The sequence below is a fragment of the Pseudomonas sp. F-14 TE3623 genome (genome assembly GCF_053629015.1).
Genome location: NZ_JBRJHM010000001.1, coordinates 4,034,659 through 4,049,601 on the forward strand (window position 1 = coordinate 4,034,659; position 14,943 = coordinate 4,049,601).

At 59.8% G+C, this 14,943-nt stretch carries 15 protein-coding genes; 13 read left to right on the forward strand and 2 right to left on the reverse strand.

From position 1 onward, the window contains the following. Positions 1–981, reverse strand: coding sequence for a site-specific integrase (locus AB7M29_RS18720; protein WP_454248733.1), 981 nt, complete (start codon positions 979–981; stop codon positions 1–3). A gap of 140 nt (positions 982–1,121) precedes the next feature. Here AB7M29_RS18720 and AB7M29_RS18725 point away from each other — a divergent pair, with 140 nt between their 5' ends. The 4 genes from AB7M29_RS18725 to AB7M29_RS18740 are packed head-to-tail and all read left to right on the forward strand — an operon-like array spanning position 1,122 to position 3,374. Beyond that, the gene (locus tag AB7M29_RS18725; RefSeq protein ID WP_454247510.1) at positions 1,122–1,247 is read left to right on the forward strand and encodes a hypothetical protein; all 126 of its coding nucleotides are present in this window, start codon (positions 1,122–1,124) and stop codon (positions 1,245–1,247) included. Continuing rightward, positions 1,244–1,588 carry a 4-amino-4-deoxy-L-arabinose-phosphoundecaprenol flippase subunit ArnE gene (gene arnE / locus AB7M29_RS18730; RefSeq protein WP_008072369.1) on the forward strand — a complete coding sequence of 115 codons (345 nt, stop codon included), beginning with the start codon at positions 1,244–1,246 and terminating at the stop codon, positions 1,586–1,588. Before AB7M29_RS18725 ends, arnE begins: the two co-directional genes overlap by 4 nt. After that, positions 1,585–1,998, forward strand: coding sequence for a 4-amino-4-deoxy-L-arabinose-phosphoundecaprenol flippase subunit ArnF (gene arnF / locus AB7M29_RS18735; RefSeq protein WP_454247511.1), 414 nt, complete (start codon positions 1,585–1,587; stop codon positions 1,996–1,998). The genes arnE and arnF overlap by 4 nt, the downstream gene beginning before the upstream one ends. Beyond that, positions 1,995–3,374: a UDP-glucose dehydrogenase family protein gene (locus tag AB7M29_RS18740; protein ID WP_454247512.1), complete on the forward strand. Its 1,380-nt coding sequence runs from the start codon at positions 1,995–1,997 to the stop codon at positions 3,372–3,374. The genes arnF and AB7M29_RS18740 overlap by 4 nt, the downstream gene beginning before the upstream one ends. Before the next feature lie 332 nt (positions 3,375–3,706). Here the strand turns inward: AB7M29_RS18740 and AB7M29_RS18745 are convergent, their stop codons facing one another. Further along, positions 3,707–4,672 carry a LysR family transcriptional regulator gene (locus AB7M29_RS18745; RefSeq protein ID WP_454247513.1) on the reverse strand — a complete coding sequence of 322 codons (966 nt, stop codon included), beginning with the start codon at positions 4,670–4,672 and terminating at the stop codon, positions 3,707–3,709. Between the two features lie 306 nt (positions 4,673–4,978). On the opposite strand from AB7M29_RS18745, the gene argH reads away from it, so the two are divergent. The 9 genes from argH to AB7M29_RS18790 all read left to right on the forward strand — a co-directional run bounded on the left by argH (position 4,979) and on the right by AB7M29_RS18790 (position 14,709). Then, entirely contained in the window at positions 4,979–6,406 is a 1,428-nt protein-coding gene (gene argH / locus AB7M29_RS18750) for an argininosuccinate lyase (protein ID WP_454247514.1), read from the forward strand. A 151-nt stretch (positions 6,407–6,557) separates the two neighbouring features. Next, complete coding sequence (locus AB7M29_RS18755; RefSeq protein WP_052966338.1) at positions 6,558–7,436, forward strand: amino acid ABC transporter permease; 879 nt, start codon at positions 6,558–6,560, stop codon at positions 7,434–7,436. A 10-nt stretch (positions 7,437–7,446) separates the two neighbouring features. Beyond that, positions 7,447–8,211, forward strand: a complete 765-nt coding sequence (locus AB7M29_RS18760; protein ID WP_052966337.1) for an amino acid ABC transporter ATP-binding protein — start codon at positions 7,447–7,449, stop codon at positions 8,209–8,211. 53 nt (positions 8,212–8,264) lie between these two features. Beyond that, the gene (locus tag AB7M29_RS18765) at positions 8,265–9,089 is read left to right on the forward strand and encodes an ABC transporter substrate-binding protein (RefSeq protein WP_454247515.1); all 825 of its coding nucleotides are present in this window, start codon (positions 8,265–8,267) and stop codon (positions 9,087–9,089) included. A gap of 274 nt (positions 9,090–9,363) precedes the next feature. Further along, entirely contained in the window at positions 9,364–10,212 is an 849-nt protein-coding gene (locus tag AB7M29_RS18770; protein ID WP_454247516.1) for a polysaccharide deacetylase family protein, read from the forward strand. Next, complete coding sequence (locus AB7M29_RS18775) at positions 10,205–11,092, forward strand: polysaccharide deacetylase family protein (RefSeq protein WP_454247517.1); 888 nt, start codon at positions 10,205–10,207, stop codon at positions 11,090–11,092. Before AB7M29_RS18770 ends, AB7M29_RS18775 begins: the two co-directional genes overlap by 8 nt. Next, on the forward strand, positions 11,089–12,495 hold the full coding sequence (locus AB7M29_RS18780; RefSeq protein ID WP_454247518.1) for an MmgE/PrpD family protein: 1,407 nt from the start codon (positions 11,089–11,091) through the stop codon (positions 12,493–12,495). The genes AB7M29_RS18775 and AB7M29_RS18780 overlap by 4 nt, the downstream gene beginning before the upstream one ends. A 184-nt stretch (positions 12,496–12,679) precedes the next feature. After that, on the forward strand, positions 12,680–13,858 hold the full coding sequence (locus AB7M29_RS18785) for an MFS transporter (RefSeq protein ID WP_454247519.1): 1,179 nt from the start codon (positions 12,680–12,682) through the stop codon (positions 13,856–13,858). A 155-nt stretch (positions 13,859–14,013) separates the two neighbouring features. Then, entirely contained in the window at positions 14,014–14,709 is a 696-nt protein-coding gene (locus AB7M29_RS18790; protein ID WP_217855842.1) for an HPP family protein, read from the forward strand. Positions 14,710–14,943: the final 234 nt, after the last annotated feature.

Sequence of the window (14,943 nt, forward strand, 5' to 3'; positions counted from 1 at the left end):
TCAAAGGTCGAAGCGGTCCACTGCCCGACGGCGTTCATTGTCGTCGCGCACATCGTAATTGGCGGTGGTCTGGATGTTGCTGTGATGGGCCAGTTTCTGCGCAATCGACAGATCGTGCTCTTCAATCACTCGGGTAATGAACGACCGTCGGAAATCGTGCGGCATGATTTTCACCCCGACCTGTGCGCCGCGTTGCCGGGCAATGTAGTAGATCGCATGTTTGGTGATGCGCTCGCGGGTAATGTGGCTGCCACGGCGGATGCGGTTGAACAGGAACGGATCGTCCGTCTCGCCCTCCTTTAACTGCGAACGCCGCAACTCCAGCCACGCATCCAGTTTGGCGAAGGCCCAGGCTGGCGCGTACTTGATCAGCTGTTTGTTGCCCTTGGCGGTGACGCACAAGCTGCGCTCGGTGAAATCCACCTGAGCCAGGTCCAGATTCACCGATTCCGATTTGCGCATCCCCGAACCGTACAGAATCCCGATGATGGCCGCGTCCCGTAGCCCTTGTGGCCGTGGATCGGCGGCGCAGACCTCCATCAAGTCTCGAATCAAGGTGCGCTTGAGGTTGCGCCCCTGGGACAGTCGCGTGCCGGCAATGCCTTTGACCGAACGCATTTTCAGCAAGTGCTCCTGACTGATCAGGCTCATGCGCCACGCTTCGTTCATCACCCCTCGCACCGCGTTAACGTAGAGCGATGAGGTGTTCGGCGCGTAGCCGTCTTCGCGCAAGGTCGCCACCAGCGCAATGACATCCTCGGGTTGCAGCTCGTGCCAGGGAATCTCTTCGATGTTCATGTCTTCGAAGTCCAGACGGTCAGCGGCGTCCTGCAACACATAACGCATGGTCAACTGGCTGGACGGCGCCAGACGCGCCAGATACAGGGTCAACGGGTTGGCTTTTGAAACGATGGATTCAGTAGTAGGTAAGTCAATCAATGAAACGGCCTTGAAATGAATAAATACGCAGGCTCCCGTCATCCTTTGAGCCCGCCGGGCCGTCACGCTGCCGACCATGGACTGGAAAGTCAATGGTGGCTTCTTGGGTTGTCGGCGAAACCAGGCATCGCCAATACCGAACGTCTGCTTGACTGGAAACAACACGATAGACGAATTGAAACATGACCCAGCCTATCCTGACTCAGCAACCGTGGCTGCTCGAAGTCCACCAGCGACTGCCCAAGGATGGCAAACGTTATGAACAAGGCAATCTGATGATGCTGATTTTGCCTCAGGAGGCGTCATGAGCCTGCTGCTCGTATTGGCTGCCTGCCTGCTGACCTGCCTGGGCCAGATCGCCCAGAAGTACGCCGTGGAAAGCTGGCGCGGCAAGACGTCGGGCTGGGGCGAGAAACTGCGCTCGCCGTGGCTGTGGCTGGCGCTCGCCTCTCTGGGATTGGGCTTGCTGGTCTGGCTGCTGGTGTTGCAGCGCCTCGAAGTCGGCGTCGCCTATCCCATGCTCAGCCTGAATTTCGTGTTGATCACACTGGTCGCCCGCTTCGTCTTCCACGAAACCATTGACCGCCGTCACTGGCTGGGCGTTGCGCTGGTGATCGCTGGTGTGGCCTTGCTGGGGCAACACGCATGAGCCTGCGTCGCGGGCTCGCCTTCGCCCTGGGCAGCGTGCTGCTGGGTAGTGCCGCGCAGTTGGGCATGCGCTGGAGCATGACTCGCCTGCCCCATCCCGAACAGTTAATAAGCGCCTTGAGCAACGGCAGCGTCGATGCGTCCGCCGTGGCCGTCGTGCTGGCCGCCATCCTTGCCTATGCCGTGTCGATTTTCACCTGGCTCGCCGCCCTGCGGGATTTGCCCCTGGGTCGGGCCTATTCGCTGCTGAGCATCAGCTACGCGCTGGTGTACGTGCTGGCCGCCAGCCTGCCGCTGTTCAACGAAACCTTCAGCCTTTCGAAAACCCTCGGGGTGGCACTGGTCATCCTCGGTGTCATCACTATCAACTCTCGACCTGCTCGCGCGCCCACTATCAGGAGTGCTTCATGAAAATCAGTGTATTTGGTAGCGGTTATGTTGGCCTGGTGCAAGCTGCCGTCCTGGCTGAAGTCGGCCACGACGTGGTGTGCATGGACATTGACGAGAAAAAAGTCGCGTTGCTGCAACAGGGCCACGTCAGCATCTTCGAACCGGGGCTGGCCAGCCTGGTGCGTGAGAGCCTGGAGGCCAAACGGCTGCAGTTCACCACCGACGAAAAATTCGCGGTGCAACATGGCCAGGTGTTGTTCATCGCCGTCGGCACGCCGTCCCGGGAGGATGGTTCGGCGGACCTGTGCCACGTGTTGTCGGTGGGTGAAGCCGTGGCGCGTCACCGTGAACAACCGGTGATTCTGGTGGAGAAATCCACGGTGCCGGTGGGCACGGGCGATACCCTGCGCGCGCATATCGAAAAGTGCCTGCTCAAGGTCGGTCGGCTGTTGCAGTTCGATATCGTCTCCAACCCCGAGTTTCTCAAGGAAGGTTCGGCCGTGGCCGATTGCCGGCGCCCGGACCGTATTGTCATCGGCTGTGAACGCGATGACGTGCGCGACGTGATGCGCGACCTCTACGCCCCATTCAACCGCAACCATGACCGCATCATGTTCATGGACCTGCGCAGCGCCGAACTGACCAAATACGCCGCCAACTGCATGCTGGCGACCAAGATCAGTTTCATCAACCAGATTGCCGAGCTGGCCGAACACTTGGGCGCCGACATCGAATCGGTGCGGCTGGGCATCGGTGCCGATTCGCGCATCGGTTATCACTTCATCTATCCCGGTTGCGGTTACGGTGGCTCGTGTTTCCCCAAGGACATGCGCGCGCTGATTCACAGTGCCGAAGCGGCCCATTGCTCCAGCGACCTGTTGCAAGCGGTGGAAGCCATCAACCAGCGGCAGAAACACAAACTGTTCGAACGCATCAACGCCTTCTACAAAGGCGATTTGCGCGGCAGAACCTTCGCCGTGTGGGGCCTGGCCTTCAAACCCAACACCGATGACATGCGCGACGCACCGAGCCGGGTGCTGCTGGAATCATTGTGGGCCGCCGGGGCTCATGTGCGGGCGTTCGACCCGGAAGCCATGCAGGAAACCCAACACCTTTACCCTGATGAATCTAAGCTGATGCTTATGGGCACACCAGAATCGGTTCTTGCCGGGGCCGACGCCTTGATCATCTGCACCGAATGGCAGCAGTTCAAGGCGCCGGACTTCAACCTGATCCAGCAACGGCTTAACGCACCGGTGATCTTCGACGGGCGCAACCTGTACGACGCCGAACGCCTGGCCCGCAGCGGTTTCCTGTACTTCCCGATGGGCCGCGGTGAATCGCGTAACCTGCCGATTCCCCATCAGCAATGGCCAGCGGCCTCGGTCGTGGCCTGACGCGCCGCTAACTGCCGAAGGCCGCGATCTTTCGCGGCTTTGAAGTTGCTGAAGATCAAGATCAAAAGATCGCAGCCTGCGGCAGTTCCTACATAAAGCTCGGTGTACGCAGGCCTTGTAGCAGTTGCCGAAGGCTACGTCGCCGGTATTTCGATCAAACGATTACCTGGCGCCGCACCATGCCCTTGTAGGAGCTGCCGAAGGCTGCGATCTTTTGGCGGCTTCGAAGTTGCCGAAGATCAAGATCAAAAGACCGCCGTCTGCGGCAGCTCCGACATAGAAGTATTGTCCGTTAGTTATTGTCAGCCACGCTGGAACACATAGGCTTGACGTCAAACCGGCGCCTTCAAATCCACCCCTAACGCCTGGGCAAACGCCTTCACCAGCGGACTGCGCACGGTGTTGTGGCGCAGGATCAGATTGAACGGCGTGACGATGTTGATCAGGTCCGGACGCACCGCCCGAAACTGCCCCTGAGCCACCAACGTTGCGGCGTAGTGCTCGGGCAGAAAACCCACAAAACGGCCGGTCTTGACCAGCAGCGCCACGGCTTCGACTTGAGTCGCCGAGGCGGAAAAGCTGTCGTAGCGGGCAAAATTCAGTTTGTCTCGATGGATCGCGTAACGGTGGTTAATGCACTCGTAATCCTGCAGCACATTGCTGCCCATCTCCGCCTCCGGCATCGAGAACAGTGGATGGCCGACGGCGCAATACACGTACGAGCGTTCTTCATAAAGCGGGAAGTAATCGAACTCTTCCCTTTTCTGATAAACCGGCACGATTCCGGCCATTAACCGCCCCTCGACTACGCCTCTTTCTACTTCATCTAACTGAGACGCCTGAAGTTGAAACCTTATTTTCGGCGATTCTTCATTCATCTTTCGAATCGCCGCAACTAACGGTGAATTATCGTCGGTAATCGTATTATCAATAACACCCACCCCAAGGTCGCCAATCAGTTCGTTCTGGGCTGAACTAAGCCGATCACGAAAGTTGTCGACCGAGGCAAATAAATCGATTGACGCCTGGTACACCAGACGCCCTTCTTCGGTCAGGTGAAAGCCTTCCCGCCCTCGGGTACACAGGCGCATGCCGATGCGAATCTCAAGGTCGGAGATCTGTTTGCTGATGGCTGCCAGGCCCACATTCAGCTCATTCTGCGCTGCGCTGAAGCCGCCGGCCTCGACCACGGCCTTGAACACTTTGAGCAGTTTGAAGTCCAGACCGCTGAGGGCCAGCGGTGCCCGATGTACCGTTTTTGGCGGCGGGTTTCCGGAATTGGAAAGTGGGGTTTCCATAATGCTTATTTACCTCTGGCGCCCTATTCAACAATCTGTGCCCAACAACAAAAACATAGCTGGCCAATAATAATGAACACAGAAAACAAGGCTTGGCAACCGTTAATAAATCCCGCAGATCAGTGCCAACTCACTGATTTCGAACTATTAAAAGCTGACACTTCGATCAGCTCTCGCCATTTAGCAACTGCGCTTTTCCCCTGCCCTTGAATTTGATTGAGCCGAACCACGTCCGAATGATTTTTCGGCGGGTGTTTCGGGCTCGGTATACCGATTTCAATTCGCTTTACGACGAGGAAAACAACAATGTCTCAAACCACCGACCGTCTCTGGGGTGCCCGCTTCAAGAGCGGCCCGTCCGAAGCCCTGGCGGCCCTCTCCCGTTGCCCTGAGCGCTACTTTCGCCTCACCCCGTACGACCTCGCCGGTTCCAAGGCGCATGCCCGGGAATTGCAGCGCGCAGGGCTGTTGAGCGAGCAGGAAACCCAGACCATGCTCGACGCCCTGGAGCGTATCGGTGATGACTTCCGTGCCGGCAGCATCGCGCCGACGCTGGACGACGAAGACGTCCACACTTTCATCGAGCGCCTGCTGACCGAACGCCTCGGCGCACTGGGCGGCAAGCTGCGCGCCGGCCGTTCACGCAACGACCAGACCGCCAACGACCTGCGGCTGTTCCTGCGGGATCACGTGCGCACCCTGGCCGTCGAAGTGCTGGCCTTGCAACAAGCACTAGTGGACCAGGCCGAGCAACACATCGAGAGCATCTGCCCGGGTTTCACTCACTTGCAACAGGCCCAGCCGATCGTCTTCGCTCATCACTTGCTGGCTCATGCCCAATCGATGCTGCGCGACGTGCAGCGTCTGGTGGATTGGGACGTGCGCACCTCGCTGTCGCCACTCGGCGCCGCAGCCATGGCCGGTTCCGCCATCGCGCGCCTGCCGCAGCAGTCGGCCAAGGAAATGGGCTACAGCGGCGTGTGCGAAAACTCCATCGACGCCGTGGCCAGCCGCGATCACGTTGCCGAGTTCCTGTTTATCGCCAGCATGCTCGGGATCAACATTTCCCGCCTCGCCGAAGAATTCTGCCTATGGTCGTCGCGGCAATTTCGCTGGGTCGCACTGGACGATGCCTACGCCACCGGCAGTTCGATCATGCCGCAGAAGAAAAACCCGGACATCGCCGAACTGGCCCGGGGCAAGGCTGGTCGCCTGATCGGTAACCTGACTGGTTTGCTGTCGACCCTCAAATCCCTGCCGCTGTCCTACAACCGCGACTTGAGTGAGGACAAAAACGGCGTGCTCGACAGCGTCGACACCTTGCTGCTGGTGTTGCCGGCCATGGCCGGAATGGTTGCGACCATGAAGGTCAACGTCGAAGAACTGCGCCGTCAGGCACCGCTGGGTTTCACCCTCGCTACCGAAGTGGCCGACTGGTTGGCGGTGCGCGGTGTGCCGTTCAAGGAAGCTCACGAGATCACCGGCGCGCTGGTCCAGGCCTGCGAGAAGCACGACATCGAATTGTGGGAAGCGTCCCCGGCGCTATTGGCCGAGATCGATCCGCGGCTCAAGCCTGAAGTGCGCGACAGTCTGACCCTCGAAGCCGCCATCGCCGCCCGCAGTGGCTGGGGCGGCACCGCGCCGCAACAGGTGCGCGAGCAGATCGGCCGACTGAAAAGCGCCCTCGCTGCGCAGCACGAATGGACCGAGAACTATCAAGGTTTCCGGCTCTGAAGCAGGACACAAAACCTGTGGGAGCGGGCTTGCTCGCGAAGGGGCCGTGTCAGTCGCCATTTATGTTGAATGACACACCGCATTCGCGAGCAAGCCCGCTCCCACAGGGGATTGTGGTTGGCTTGAATTACCAAGTGTACGGAGAAATAACATGAGCCAGACTCAGGCAGAACGACTCCAGGCGGAGCGCAAACTGGCGGAAAACCAGTTCGATATCACCCAGTACCAGCATGTGCCACGGCGTTACTACGGGCGGATTTTCTTCGCCACGGTGATCGTGATTGCGATTGTCGGCCTGGTGCGGGCCTTCGCCGAAGGCAAGATCGAATGGTCGTACATCGGCCAGTTCCTGACCTCTCAGGCCATTATGTGGGGCCTGCTCAATACCATCGTCATGGCCGTGCTGGCGATGGCGCTGGGCATCGTCTTCGGGGTGATCACGGCGATCATGCGCATGTCGGCCAACCCGATCCTGCGCTATGTGGCGCTGACCTACACCTGGCTGTTTCGCGGCACGCCGCTGATCCTGCAACTGCTGCTGTGGTTCAACCTGGCGCTGATTTTCCCCACCATCGGCATCCCCGGCCTGTTCGAAATGGACACCGTGAGCCTGATGACGCCGTTCGTGGCCGCCCTCCTCGGCTTGAGCATCAACCAGGGCGCCTACACCGCCGAAGTGGTGCGTGCCGGCCTGCTCTCGGTGGACACCGGGCAGTACGAAGCCGCCAAGTCGATCGGTATGCCGCGTTTGCAAGCCCTGCGCCGGATCATCCTGCCCCAGGCCATGCGGATCATCATTCCGCCGGTGGGCAACGAGTTCATCGGCATGGTGAAAATGACCTCCCTGGCGAGCGTCATCCAGTACTCGGAACTGCTCTACAACGCCCAGAACATCTACTACGCCAACGCCCGCGTGATGGAGCTGCTGATCGTCGCCGGTATCTGGTACCTGGCCACCGTCACTGTTCTGTCCTTTGGTCAAAGCCGTCTGGAGCGTCGTTTCGCTCGCGGCGCCGGCAAGCGTTCTTGAGGAGTTCAACATGAGAAGCATCGTCAAGGCCGTGAGCCTGAACAAGTACTACGACCATTTCCACGCGCTCAAGGACATCAACATCGAGGTCGAGCAAGGCGAAGTGCTGTGCATTATCGGCCCGTCCGGCTCCGGTAAGAGCACCCTGCTGCGCTGCGTGAATCAGCTGGAAAAAATCGACAAGGGCGGCCTGTGGGTCGACGGCGAACTGGTGGGTTACCGCATCGCCGGCAACAAACTGCACGAACTCAACGAGTCGCAGATCGCCCGTCAGCGCCTGGCCACCGGCATGGTGTTCCAGCGTTTCAATCTGTTCCCGCACATGACTGTGCTGCAAAACATCATCGAAGGGCCGTGCCAGGTGCTCAAGCGTTCGCCCAAAGAAGCGCACGAAGAAGCCTTGGAATTGCTCGCTCGCGTCGGCCTGTCCGACAAGCGCAACAGCTACCCGATCGAACTGTCGGGCGGCCAGCAACAACGGGTGGCGATTGCCCGCGCGCTCGCCATGCGACCCAAGCTGATGCTGTTCGATGAACCCACTTCGGCACTCGACCCGGAACTGGTCGGTGAGGTGCTGTCGGTGATGCGCGATCTGGCGCAGACCGGCATGACCATGATCGTCGTCACCCATGAACTGGGCTTCGCTCGCGAGGTTTCCAACCGCATGGTGTTCATGGACGAGGGACAGATCGTGGAGGCTGGAAGCCCCGAAGAAATACTAATAAGTCCACAAAACCCACGCACCCAAAGCTTCATTTCTGCCGTTCGAACCTAAGCGCCAGTCTCGGAAACCAAGAGCTGCGTAACAACACTCATAAGAGAACGACCATGAAGAACTTCGTTATTCCAGCAGTACTCGCAGGCGTTATGGCTTCCGGTTTCACCTGGGCCGCCGAGTTACCGGCCAGCATCAAGGAAAAAGGCGAGGTCGTGGTAGCGATCATGCCGAACTACCCGCCGATGGATTTCAAGGACCCGGCCACCAACACCCTCACAGGGCTCGACTATGACCTGGGCAACGCCTTGGCCGAGCGGCTGGGCGTGAAGATCAAATGGCAGGAAACCGGCTTCGAGCAAATGATCAACGCGCTGACCACCGACCGCGTCGACATGGTGATGTCAGGCATGACCGATACCGCCGAGCGCCAGGCCAGTGTGACCTTCGTCGACTACTTCACCAGTGGTCCGCAGTTCTACACCTTGCAGAAAAACAAGGACACCAACGAGATCATTGACCTGTGCGGCAAGAAAGTCGGCACCAGCCGACGTACGACCTTCCCGGCGGAAATCGCCGAGTGGAGCAAGGCCAACTGCGAAGCCGCCGGCAAGCCTGCGATCAACGTGATCGGCACCGAAGGCTCGGCCGACGCCCGCGCGCAACTGCGCCAGAGCCGTATCGACGCGGCCATGCAGGGCAGCGAAACCCTGCCGTACCTCAAGACCCAGGAAAAGGACATGTACAAAACCGTGGGCCTGCCGATTTCCAAGCAGTTCACCGGGCTGGGCGTGAGCAAGAAAAAGCCTGAGCTGAGTGAAGCGGTGAAAGTGGCGATGCAGAGCATGGTCGATGACGGCAGCTACCAGGCGATCCTTAAAAAATGGGACCTGGAACTGGGCGCGATCAAGACCGTGACCATCAACGCCGGCAAGTAATGCTTGCCCCGTAGGAGCGAGGCTTGCCCGCGAAAGCGATTTGACAGGCGACATAGATGTTGAATGTGCCGGCCTCTTCGCGAGCAAGCCCGCTCCCACATTAAGTCTGGGTCTGATCACAATTTTGTGGCCAACCGATAAACCTGTGGGAGCGGGCTTGCTCGCGAAGGCGCGGTGTGTCATTCAACGTCAATATTGACTGGCAGGGCCTCTTCGCGAGCAAGCTTCGCTCCTACAGGGACTGTGTTTTATCTATAAATAGTTGGAGCACCACATGTCCTCCTCACCACAACCCACCTGGCCCGATCAGCACACAGCCTGCCTCGCCCTGGCCTTCGACCTCGATGGCCCGACCGGCGATGCGATGCTCAACGGTTCGATCTGGCGCAAGCCCGAGTATTTTGGTTTCGGTGGTTACGGCCCCTATCGGGCGCTGCCGCGCATTCTCGATTTGCTGGATGAGTTCCGGATCCCGACCACGTTCTTCGTCCCGGCCTGGGTCGTTGAAAACTGGCCCAAACAGTGCCAGGCGATTGTCGAGCGCGGGCATGAGGTGGCCTACCACGGCTACAAACACGAATCCTTTTACGCCCTGACGCTGGACCAGCAAAAGGACGTGATGAGCAAATCCCGCGAGGTGTTCTGGAAACACCTGAACATCCGCGCCGAAGGTTTTCGCACGCCATCCGGCGACTGGCGAGCCGAGACACCGGCCATGCTGGTGGAAGCCGGCGTGACCTATTCCAGCAGCATGCGCGGCGATGACCGGCCGTACCTGGTCAACGTGCCGGGCTCCGATACGCCGCTGGTGGAAATCCCCGGGCGCTGGGAAATGGATGACTACGCCTCCCTCGCCTACACCCGCGCGCCGGACTTTCCTTCGGGACTCGACCGCACCGCCAGCTACGCGTTGACCCTCGACAACTGGTGCCGCGAGTTCGACGGTGCCATGAATGAAGGGCTGTGCCTGACCACCCTGTTCCACCCCAAGATCACCGGCAAACCGGGACGTATCCTGTTGCTGGAAAAACTCTTCGAACACATGCGCCAACGCGACGACGTCTGGTTCGCCACCTGCCGCGACGTCGCCCACTGGTGGCTGAAGGAGCATCACCATGGCTGATTCCATTGTCTGGCCCAACGGCTACCGCTGCGCCGTGGTGCTGACCGTCGATTACAACGACATCCACGGCATCCTCACCCAGGCGCCGGAAGTCGCCGGGCGCGACAAAACCTTGTCGGTGTGGCGCTATGGCACCCAACGCGGTGTCGAGCGTTTGCTCGGGTTGTTCGAAGAACTACGCGTTTCCAGCAGTTGGTGCATCCCCGGCATCGTTGCCGAGGAAAACCCGCAGCACATCCGGGCGATCCTGGCCGGCGGGCATGAGATTGCCTGCGCCGGGTATCGCCATCAGAATTACGACAATCTGACGCTGGCTGAGCAAAGTGCCGAGGTCGCCAAGGGTTGCGCGGCCTTGAGCGCGCTGACCGGTCAGCGTCCGACAGGCTTTCGCATCCCCGCCGGCAACGGTGCGCCTGGTTTCATCGAGGCGTTAAGGGAGCAAGGCATCCGTTGGGATTCGTCATGGCGCGGCGATGATTTGCCCTTCGCGCACCCGACCGCGCCCGACGTGATCGAGTTGCCGTTGCACTATGAACTGGAAGACGAGCCCTACTTCGCCTTCAACCTCAGCCCGGCGGTGCCTCCCGCGCAATCGCGGATCGCCTCTTACAGCCATACCTTGGGCAACCTGCAAATGGACTTCGCCGGGTTTCATCGATTCGGGCTGTGTTACGTGCTGCGGCTGCACCCGGAAATCATCGCCACGCCTGGGCGGATCGGCGTGTTGCGCGAATTGCTGCAAAGCATTCAACAGCATAACGACGTGTGGATCGCCACCGGTGCCGAGGTCGCTCAGTGGTGGGCTGAGTCGGCAGCGCCCTTGGACGAGGATCACCCAGCGGCGGTGTACGAACGTCATTACCGGGATTACGGCGTATGAAAGATCAAGAGATCGCAACCTTCGGTGGCGCCTACGATGGGGTCATGCGGATGGAGCGGCTGGCGCAGTTCTGCGTCGATACTCGCTTCGAAGATTTACCACCCGCACTGGTCGTGCAAGCCAGGCGACACATCCTCGACACCTTCGGCGTAACCCTGGCTGGGGCTGGCAGCGATGTGGCGAAGCAGGCACGTCGGGTTTTCGAGGGTGAAGCCGGGAATACGTTGGTCTGGGGCACCAGTCAGCGAGTCGGCGCAGCGCAGGCCGCCATGCTCAACGGCATCGCCGCACATGCCCTGGAGCTGGACGACACCGGCGGCTGCGACCACTCCGGCGCAGTGGTGCTGCCGGCGGTGATGGCCGCGGTGTCGATGTCTGAGCGATCGGTTTCTGAAACACCGGTAAGTGGCCGCGAGTTGATCACCGCTGTAGTGATCGGCTACGAAATCGGCCGCCGGGTGCTCGAAGCCTGCGGCAGTTACTCGGCCCACAACGGCGCCGGCTGGCATTCCACGGCGACGTGCGGAGTGTTTGGTGCTGCGGCGGCCAGTGCGCGGATTCTCTGTCTGGATGCACCACAAACCCTGGCGGCGCTGGGCATTGCCGGCAGCTTCAGCGGCGGTCTTTGGGCCTTCATTCATGACGGCTCGCAAAGCAAAAAACTCCACAGCGGTAGGGCCGCCGAAGGTGGATTGCTGGCGGCGCGGTTTGCTCAACAAGGGATCACCGGGCCGACAAAGCTGTTCGATGATGTCTGGGGCGGTTTTCTCAAGACCCTCGCGGCGGATACCGCTGTGCCCGAGGCGCTGGATGCCGAACTGGGCCAGGTATGGAAACTCGCCCGATGCTCGATCAAACCCTACGCCGCATGCCGGGGGACGCATTCGGCGATCGATGCATTGGGCCTGTTGCTGGATCAATTGCAGGTCAGCGCGGAGCAGGTCGAGAGCGTTCAGGTTTCGTTGTGCGGATTCCTTCAGGACATGTGCGGCGGTCAGGAGATCAACACCCTGCCGGCGGCGCAGATGAGCCTGCGTTATGCCCTCGCGGCTCGATTGGTCCATGGTCATTGCCGGTTGGAAGCCTACGATGATGAACAACGCCATCACCCGCGGATTGCTCACTGGATGTCGCGCATTCGCCTTGAAGTCGACCCGCTACTGTCAGAGGATGGCGAGCCTGTGGTCAGCCTGCAGACCGTGGACGGTCGGCAAGCGAGCCTGTGTGTTGAGGTGCCGCTGGGCGCGCCGGGCAATCCGCTGAGTGATGAGGCGCTGGAGGAGAAATTCTTCAGTCTGGCTGGGCGGGTTATGCCACGGCAGCGGGCGGAAGGATTGATTGAGCAGTTGTGGCGGCTGGAAGAACTGGAGTCGGTTCGGGTGCTTGATCGATGGCTGACTTGAGTATGGCGTTGCCTGATCCGGCCTCTTCGCGAGCAAGCCCGCTCCCACAGTTGATCGGGGGTTGATCACAAATTTTGTGATCGGCACAGTTCTAATGTGGGAGCGGGCTTGCTCGCGAATGGCAGCGACTCGATATCCCGGCGAACACTACAGAATCTAAATAAATAAGGACATTTGCCCCACCGTGGCCACTTACTCCCTCGTTATTCGCCGCTTGATGATCGTTTCGCTGACCATCGTCGTCAGCCGCGCCATTACCAGCCCGTTGCTCACCCTGTTTCTGAGCAACAAACTCGGCCTCAACCAACAGGACGTCGGCCTGTTGCTGGGCATCGCGGTGTTTATCGCCACCCTGCTCGCCCTTTACGGCGGTTACATCATCGACCGCCTGGAAAAGCGCCGGCTGCTGATCCTCGCCATGCTCTCCAGCGCCATCGGTTTCGTGCTGCTGACCTTCGCCGAAAACCTCTACCTGACCACCGCCACCCTGGTGATCACCGAAACCGCCTCGGCGCTGTTCCTGATCGGGTCCAAGGCGATCCTCAGCGAAAACCTGCCTATGGGCCAGCGCGCCAAGGCTTTTTCGCTGCGCTATACCCTGACCAACATCGGCTACGCTACCGGCCCGATGCTCGGCGTGGTAATCGCCGGGGTGCAGCCGCTGGCGCCGTTCCTGATTGCCGGCGGCATCGCATTCTTCAGTATTTTCCTGATGAGCGGGATTCCCAAAGACCCGGCCCAGATACCCGCCATCGGCCAGCCCCAGAGTTTCCTCAAAACCCTGATCACCCTGAAGAACGACCGCACGCTGATCATGTTCACTTGCGGCTGCCTGCTCAGCACCGTGGTGCACGGTCGTTTCACCCTGTACCTGTCGCAATACTTGCTGGTCACCCAAGACACCAAACGTGCCTTGGAAACCATGGCTGCCCTGCTCGCCTGCAACGCCATCAGCGTGATCCTGCTGCAATATCAGATCGGCCGGTTCCTCAAACGTGAACAACTGCGCTACTGGATTGCTGGGGGCACCAGCCTGTTCATCCTCGGGTTGATCGGTTTCAGCCTGGCTGACAGTCTGGTGAGCTGGTGCGTGGCGATGTTCATTTTCACCCTCGGCGAAATGATCATTTATCCGGCCGAATTCCTCTTCGTCGACACCCTGGCCCCGGAAGAACTGCGCGGCAGCTACTACGGCGCGCAGAACCTCGCGGCCCTCGGCGGTGCGCTGAGCCCGGTGATCTGTGGCTATCTGCTGATGCATACGCCTGCCCCCACCATGTTCTATGCCCTGAGCGCATTGACGGCGATGGGCGGTTTTCTCTGCTTCATGAGCGGTCGGCGCGTGGCAATACTGCATAAATAATGCACTGAAGCTGCATTAATATGAATTTGTCAGCATCAGGAATGATCGGCACACTGTGCGGCGTTCCTCCCCCAATAGTTGGAACTACTTCAAGGGCTTTCTGGGTATCCCAGCTAAGCCTTTTTTTTGCCTCGATTTTTTGGATTGTTTGCCTCATGTTTGCTCGCTGGTTACCTGCCGCCATCAATACCCGTCCTTCAGAATGGAGCCGCGCCGCTATCGGCATGTCGCTCGGCACGATGTTCAGCGTCTGGCTCTGCAGTCAGGTATTCGGCATGCAAGTGGCTCAGCACTTGATCGGCCCGCTGGGTGCCTCCGCAGTATTGCTGTTTGCCGTGTCCTCAGGCGCCCTCGCCCAGCCTTGGTCGATTCTTGGCGGCTACTTGAGCGCCGGGGTGGTTTCGCTGCTGGTCGCTCACGTACTCGGACGCACCCTCGGCAGCGCCTGCCTCGCGGCGGGCATGGCGCTGATTCTGATGTGCTGGCTGCGTTGCCTGCACCCGCCTGCGGGAGCGTTGGCGTTGCTGTTGGTGTTGGCAGACCCGGCGACCATTGCCCTGGACTGGAAAGCACTCGGCCCGGTGATGCTCAGTGGCTCGACGATGCTGCTCAGCGCACTGGCGTACAACAACCTGACGCGCATTCGTTACCCAAAACGTCCCGCTGAACCGGCACCGATGATGCCCGTCCCCGACAGCCAGGCGATCACTGCCGCGGATCTGAAACTGGCCCTCGCCGACATGGAGGCCTTCTACGACATCACCCCCGAAGACCTCGAACAACTGATTCATGCCAGTGAGCTGCATGCCAAGCGGCGTAGCATCGGTGAAGTGCTGAGCAGCAGAACCTGAGGAAAAGGATTTTGTGGTGTGCAGGCTTACCCCGATGCCAGTCAGTCAAGCGCAATCCCACAGGTTCCGTATCTTGACTGACAGATTCGCCGCCGATTGCTGCCGAAGTTTGCATTCCTTTGATGGTGCCTTAAGGTAAAAATGCAAACAGCACCTGCACGTATCCCGGTTGTACATCACAATTTTGCACTGATACGATCCAGCATCGCTCGCGCGCGAGCTTCTCTATAAAGA

Coding starts and splice junctions, on each gene's coding strand:
- arnE (WP_008072369.1), top strand. CDS start 1,244: ATGAGCCTGCTGCTCGTATTGGCTGCCTGCCTGCTGACCTGCCTGGGC.
- AB7M29_RS18790 (WP_217855842.1), top strand. CDS start 14,014: ATGTTTGCTCGCTGGTTACCTGCCGCCATCAATACCCGTCCTTCAGAA.
- AB7M29_RS18745 (WP_454247513.1), bottom strand. CDS start 4,672: ATGGAAACCCCACTTTCCAATTCCGGAAACCCGCCGCCAAAAACGGTA.
- AB7M29_RS18725 (WP_454247510.1), top strand. CDS start 1,122: ATGACCCAGCCTATCCTGACTCAGCAACCGTGGCTGCTCGAAGTCCAC.
- AB7M29_RS18775 (WP_454247517.1), top strand. CDS start 10,205: ATGGCTGATTCCATTGTCTGGCCCAACGGCTACCGCTGCGCCGTGGTG.
- AB7M29_RS18740 (WP_454247512.1), top strand. CDS start 1,995: ATGAAAATCAGTGTATTTGGTAGCGGTTATGTTGGCCTGGTGCAAGCT.
- AB7M29_RS18720 (WP_454248733.1), bottom strand. CDS start 981: ATGACGGGAGCCTGCGTATTTATTCATTTCAAGGCCGTTTCATTGATT.
- AB7M29_RS18760 (WP_052966337.1), top strand. CDS start 7,447: ATGAGAAGCATCGTCAAGGCCGTGAGCCTGAACAAGTACTACGACCAT.
- argH (WP_454247514.1), top strand. CDS start 4,979: ATGTCTCAAACCACCGACCGTCTCTGGGGTGCCCGCTTCAAGAGCGGC.
- arnF (WP_454247511.1), top strand. CDS start 1,585: ATGAGCCTGCGTCGCGGGCTCGCCTTCGCCCTGGGCAGCGTGCTGCTG.
- AB7M29_RS18755 (WP_052966338.1), top strand. CDS start 6,558: ATGAGCCAGACTCAGGCAGAACGACTCCAGGCGGAGCGCAAACTGGCG.
- AB7M29_RS18780 (WP_454247518.1), top strand. CDS start 11,089: ATGAAAGATCAAGAGATCGCAACCTTCGGTGGCGCCTACGATGGGGTC.
- AB7M29_RS18765 (WP_454247515.1), top strand. CDS start 8,265: ATGAAGAACTTCGTTATTCCAGCAGTACTCGCAGGCGTTATGGCTTCC.
- AB7M29_RS18770 (WP_454247516.1), top strand. CDS start 9,364: ATGTCCTCCTCACCACAACCCACCTGGCCCGATCAGCACACAGCCTGC.